Here is a 5,785-nt window from a genome sequence, read left to right on the forward strand (position 1 = left end):
TCGAGGACCTGGCGGCCGACGAAGGTGTCGACCTGATCGTCGTCGCCGTGCGGGCCGACCGGCACCGGGCCTGCCTGCTGCCGGCGCTCGCGGCCGGCAAACCCGTGCTCTGCGAATGGCCGCTGGGCACCGGCCTCGCCGAAGCCGAGGAACTCGCCGCCGCCGCGCGCGGGACGCGCACCGCCGTCGGTCTCCAGGCCCGGTCGGCGGCGCCGATCCGGTACCTGCGCGACCTGATCGCCGACGGCTACGTCGGCCGGGTGCTGTCGACCACGATGACCGGCGCCGGCGGGCTGTGGGGACCGACCTACGGCTCGTACGCCGCCTACACCCTCGACCCCGCGTACGGAGCGACGCTGCTGTCCGTGCCGTTCGGACACGCCGTCGACGCCCTGTGCGCCGTCCTCGGTGAGCTGCGGCCGGTACGCGCGCTGACCGCCAACCGGCTACCCCGGGTACGCCACGCCCGCACCGGCGAGATCGCGGAGAAACGCACCGACGACCAGGTCGTGGCGGTCGGGCTCGTCGACGACGACGCCGTGGCGACCGTCCACTACCGGGGCGGACCGGCACGCGGCGACGGACTCCGCTGGGAGATCACCGGGACCTCGGGCGAACTGCTCGTGACCTGCCCCGGGCACCTGCAACACGGCCCCGTCCGCATCCGCGGCGGGCGGGACGACGACCGCGAGCTCACCGACCTGCCCGTCCCGGCCCGCTACGACCGCTCATCCGGCCTGGCCGCGCCGGCCGGTCCGGTCGCTGAGGCGTACGCCCTGCTGGCGGCCGGCGACGGCGCCGTACCGGACTTCGAGCACGCGGTCCGCCGGCACCGCATGCTCACCGACATCGCCGAATCCGGTCGAGCCGGATAGGCCGTGTCGGGCCATACTCGCCCCATTGGGCATGGCAAATTCGTGAATCCTCCCCGGCACCGGATACCGTGCACACGTTCACCACGTGAGAGAGGCGGACAGGTGGGCATCGACAGCAGCGCCAGCGCCCGAGCGGTGATCCAGCGAGATCCGTTGGGCACCCAGATCGCGGCCGCCCTCCGGCAGGACATCTTCTTCGGCCGGCTGCTGCCCGGCACACGACTGTCGCAACAGGAACTCTGCGAGCACTTCGGCACGAGCCGCATGCCCGTGCGTGACGCCCTGCGCGAGCTGGTCTACGACGGCCTGCTCGAACTCGACGGCGGCCGCCACACAGTCGTCGCGCCGCTGAACAAGGCCGACCTGCGCGACTCGTTCCTCATCGAGGGCATGCTCAACGGGCTCGCCGCGCGGCGGGCGATCGAGTTCGCCACCGAGGCGGACTACGCGGTCCTCGAAGACCTGCACCGGCGCATGGAGAGCTACCACGAGAACTCCGAACGCACCAACCTCGCCGACCTCAACTGGCAGTTCCACCGGCACATCAACAAGCTTTCCGGATCCCGCAAACTGATGGCCGCGATCAGGGTGGTGTCGCTGAACGTGCCGCGCGACTACCTGCTCGAAGTGCCGCAGTGGAGGAAGCGTTCGAACGCCGACCACGAGGGAATTCTCGCGGCGATGCGGGCAGGCGACGGGGAACGGGTCGAGCACATGATGACCGACCATCTGGTCAGCTCGGCCGAAGGGCTCATCGAATACCTGACGTCCAAAGGCGTGCGTCTCACGTAGTACTCGGCGGCCGCAACGCGCCTCGATCCGTCGGACGACAGCGGCATCGCGTATCGGCCCTCGCGCCGATTCACTGACCGTGGCTCGCCCGCGTTCGCCACTCGTCCAGGCGCGTACCGGCGATGCGGGCGCCGTCGGCGGGAACCAGCGAGCGTTCGGCCACCGCGGCACCGGTCAGCGCCTCCGCCACTCCTTCGCCGGTCAGCGTGTTCACGCCGGTCTTCGGCGACGCCGCCACCGCTTCGTGGCCCTGGGCATCGAGGATCTTCACGAGCTTGGAGCCGATGTCGTCGCGCCGGAGGCCCTACCCGCCAGAGGCGTCGCCCCGGTCGGCCTCCGTGAAGCGTGGGAGCAGCGGCCAGACAGGGGTGAACATCTCGTCCTGCCAGCCCGGTCCCAGCGCTCGGCTGACATTGACGTACACCGGCCCGTGGGACGTGTTCAATCGCCAGTTGTCCCATTGGTCCAGATCGTGCTCAGCAAACCGCGCCAGCAAGCGGAACATGGTTGCCACTTCGGAGTCGGTGAGCGGGCCTCCTGGCTGGTCTCCCATCTCAGCAGAGTGTCACCAGCGGGCCGATCGCACCAGGCCGGAGCCCGGCGTCGGCAAAGCGCGCGCCGGTCGGCGGCCGATCCAAAGCTCCGGTCGCGGACATGCTGTGGCCGGCAGTCGCGTCGCTGCGAGCGAGGCGGTGCGGGGGGGTGCCGGGAGCTGCTGGCCGAGTTCGCCGTACGAGAGGCGCGGGCCGCCGCAGACCGGGAACGGGAGGCGCACCCGCGAGTGCAGCAGGAGCGGTTGCGGCTGGCGCGGGAGTTCCAAGATGCGGTCGCGCACCCGATAGCGGCGGTGAACGTGCAGACGGGAGTGCCTGTGGCCGCCTTCGACCAGCGTCCAGACGCGGCGCGCGGCGTTGGCTCAGGCACGGGCATCCAGCCGGGACGCCCTGCGTGAGCTGCGGACCACGGCGGCGCTGCTGCGCCACGCGGTGCCCGGTGACTCGACCGATCCCGCCCCGCGCCTTGGCCAGCTCGATGAGCTCTGGCGCGACTGCCCGGTGGTGGCAGTGGAGTCAATGGGCTCGACACCGCCCTGCCGATCTACTATTCGCCCCGACACGGGATTGACGTCGGCCACACCCCATCGGCGGCGCCGACCTGCGGTTGGCCTACGTGTATCGACGTCGGGTCGGCACACGTGAACCCACGCACGTGGCCCAGCGCGCTCGACTGCGACCCGGTCGAGGACCTGCTGCGGCCGGCGGAGGTGAGCGAGAATGCCGCCAGGCTCCGAGGGGACGGACAACGAAGCGCGAGGCACTTGCGGCCGCGACAGAATTTGCTGCTGACAGTTTCGACCTGATGGAGACACGCTTCAGCTGCCCCGAGCAGGGCCAGTGAGTCGGCAACCCGCGGATCCATCAGTTGATGCCCGATGTCAGGCCGATGCGAGGCGGCTTTCATCAAGCCAGTCCCAGAGCCCCCGTCGGCGAGGTCTGCGCGTTCGGGCAGCGGGCGTAGGCTTCTCGCTGACGCCGCCAATTCGTAGTGGGCCCACTGGATCGCAGGGAGAGCGATGGGGAACGATACCCAGTCAGCACTTGGCACGACACCCCAATCGCTAGCCGAGGTTCGGGAGATCTTCGGCGAGCGGTTCGTGGCGGCACGCGTCGAGGCCGAGGCGGATGCCCGCGACCTACTCGACAAACGCGCTGGCTCCATGAGCGTCGACGAGGCATTGCAGCTGGGGCGGCTGTTCAACCGGCATGAGAAGACCGGCCAGGTGCGCCTGGACCGGTTTTCGCCCGGCTTCGCCGGGGCCGTGATGAACAAGCTGACCGAAGACATCGACCGGTTCAACCGCGTAGTCGCGGAGCTGTGGTCCTCTCCGGCCGACGAGGCATTGGCGTTGCTCGGCCGCATGTTCACCGACCGTTCGGTGCTGCCCGGTGCAGGCTCGTCGTTGCCGAGCATGCTGCTGTATCTACGCGATCCGGAGCAGTTCGGGGTCTGTATCAATGCCACGATGAAGGGCCTCGCTCACGTATCCGGCAAGACGTTCCGAGCGGACGGTCAGGTCGGCTACGAGCGATTCTGTCAGGCCCTGCGGATGTGGCGTGAACAGTATGGTGTCGCGCCACAAGAAGCGGACGCGGTGCTCACAAACATCATGCGGGCCGCCACCGCACCAAGCGTCGCAGGGCCCGTTGCCGAGACAGCGACAACTGTCGATGTTCTTCCGAGCGGACGACTCACCGTTGAACAGGTGGCAGACCAGTGCTTCCTGCCCGTGGAGCAGATCGACAAATGGGTTGCGGCGCTACACGGACCGATGCGTCAAGCGGTGTTCTTCGGGCCCCCTGGGACCGGGAAGACGTGGGTCGCTTTGAAGCTTGCCCATCACCTCGCGACCTCGCCCGACCATGTCGAACTCGTGCAGTTCCACCCGGCATACTCTTACGAAGACTTCGTCGAAGGCCTGCGGCCCGACTTGGCCGACGGCGGCGCCCTGCGCTACACCCCGCGCGATGGGGTGTTCTTGAAGCTGTGCGAGCGGGCACGCAAGGGCCCACCCGATGACGTGTTCGTGCTCGTCATCGACGAGATGAACCGAGCTGACCTTGCTGCCGTCTTCGGCGAGCTGCTCTTCCTGCTCGAGTACCGGGCTGTCAAACCAGCAGTGCTGCCGTACTCGCAACGGCAGTTCTCGGTGCCGCCCAACGTCATCATCCTCGGGACCATGAACACGGCAGACCGCAGCCTCGCACTCGTTGACTTCGCCCTGCGCCGCAGGTTCAACGCCTTCCACCTGCACCCCAGCGATGACGTTCTCACCAGGTGGTCCAGCGTACGCTCCGACGTGGACGCCGACCTGCTGCTCGGCATGTTCCGGATGATCCGCGACCGAGTTGGTCGCCAGTCACCGGTCAGCCCTGGCCACTCGTACTGGATGGTCGAGCAGATCGACGCCGCAACAGCCGAGACCATCTGGTCCTACCAGCTGTACCCGTACCTGGCAGAGCACTGGTTCGAGCGGCCAGAAGATCTGGACCGGTTGGACGTCGATATCCGCGCCCTCATCGCCGAGCGAAGCTGAATGCTGCACCTGCGCGAATACAAGGTCAGCCGGGTCGCGCTCACCGAGCGGGAAGCCGGCGAACTGGGACGGCTGACCCGCGGCTCGGCGGCCCGACGGGACGAGCCCCGGATCATCCAGCAGATCCTGCCGTCTGGGGAGCCCGGGCTCTATGACGTGCAACCAGGGCCGTACGTTGGACGATTCACGCTCGGTTCCCTGCGCACGGTCGACATCGCCAGCCGCTTTCCATTCGCGGATCTCCGTGAGCTGCTGCAGCTTGCCACACGCCCGCCCGTGCTGCTACGCGACACCGCAGCCGCTGGCAGCGCCGGCCGTGGCCTGGTCGATCTCATCGCCACCGCTTTCGCTCGGGAGACAGAGCGCCTGGTCGGATTTGGCTTAGCCAAGGAGTACCAAGCTCGAACTTTCACCCGATCGCCCTACCCTGGCAGCCCCGATGTGACTACCCACCTCGCCAAGTATCTCGGGCGCCCCGATCGCCTGGTAACCAAGGCCAAGCGCCTGACCCAGGACATTCAGCTCAACCAGACCATCGCCGCCGCGCACCGAGTGCTCCTACAGCAGCACTACCCCGATCAGGCGCTGTCGGCCCGGCTGCGAGCACTCAGCCCATGCCTCGCGTCGATCTCGCAAGTCGCAGACCCTCAACGACTGATGCAGCGCCGCCCGACCTTCATACCGTCGCGATACCAAAAAGCCTACGCGCTGGCATTGCTCGTCCTCGCCGGCCAAACCGTGCTTCCGACCGCCGCCGGTGCCTCCGGCGTCACGGTCCTGTTCAACATGACGAAGGTCTGGGAGACCTACGTCGGCCACTGGCTCGCGAACCAACTACCAGCCGGACACCGAATTTCAGCTCAACACCCCGTGGCGCTCACCGACGACCCACAGCCCATGACCGCGTACGCGGACTTCGTCATCCTCGACGAACAGCACAAGCCCGTGGCGGTGTACGACGCCAAGTACCGGCACTGGCAGGCCAAACCGAAGGCCGACGAGCTCTACCAGCTGAGTACCTACG

6 protein-coding genes are annotated in these 5,785 nt (G+C 68.0%); 4 read left to right on the forward strand and 2 right to left on the reverse strand.

Annotated features, from left to right (window positions below):
- Positions 1-875 (forward strand): Gfo/Idh/MocA family protein (locus KBX39_RS20935; protein ID WP_210872081.1); only part of this gene is annotated, 875 nt, incomplete at its 5' end.
- 102 nt (positions 876-977) lie between these two features.
- Positions 978-1,667, forward strand: a complete 690-nt coding sequence (locus KBX39_RS20940; RefSeq protein ID WP_051611019.1) for a GntR family transcriptional regulator — start codon at positions 978-980, stop codon at positions 1,665-1,667.
- A 70-nt stretch (positions 1,668-1,737) separates the two neighbouring features.
- Here the strand turns inward: KBX39_RS20940 and KBX39_RS33445 are convergent, their stop codons facing one another.
- Entirely contained in the window at positions 1,738-1,938 is a 201-nt protein-coding gene (locus KBX39_RS33445) for a hypothetical protein (protein WP_208635240.1), read from the reverse strand.
- 33 nt (positions 1,939-1,971) lie between these two features.
- A complete protein-coding gene (locus tag KBX39_RS20950; protein ID WP_167435559.1) occupies positions 1,972-2,172 on the reverse strand; it encodes a hypothetical protein in 201 nt (66 codons plus the stop codon).
- A 1,068-nt stretch (positions 2,173-3,240) separates the two neighbouring features.
- Between KBX39_RS20950 and KBX39_RS20955 the strand changes: the two genes are divergently transcribed.
- Positions 3,241-4,761, forward strand: coding sequence for an McrB family protein (locus tag KBX39_RS20955; RefSeq protein WP_210872082.1), 1,521 nt, complete (start codon positions 3,241-3,243; stop codon positions 4,759-4,761).
- Positions 4,762-5,785, forward strand: a 1,024-nt coding sequence (locus KBX39_RS20960) for a hypothetical protein (protein WP_210872084.1), incomplete at its 3' end; no start/stop codon positions are given.

Origin of the sequence: Micromonospora sp. D75, from assembly GCF_018070405.1 — a bacterium.
GTDB lineage: Bacteria > Actinomycetota > Actinomycetes > Mycobacteriales > Micromonosporaceae > Micromonospora > Micromonospora chalcea.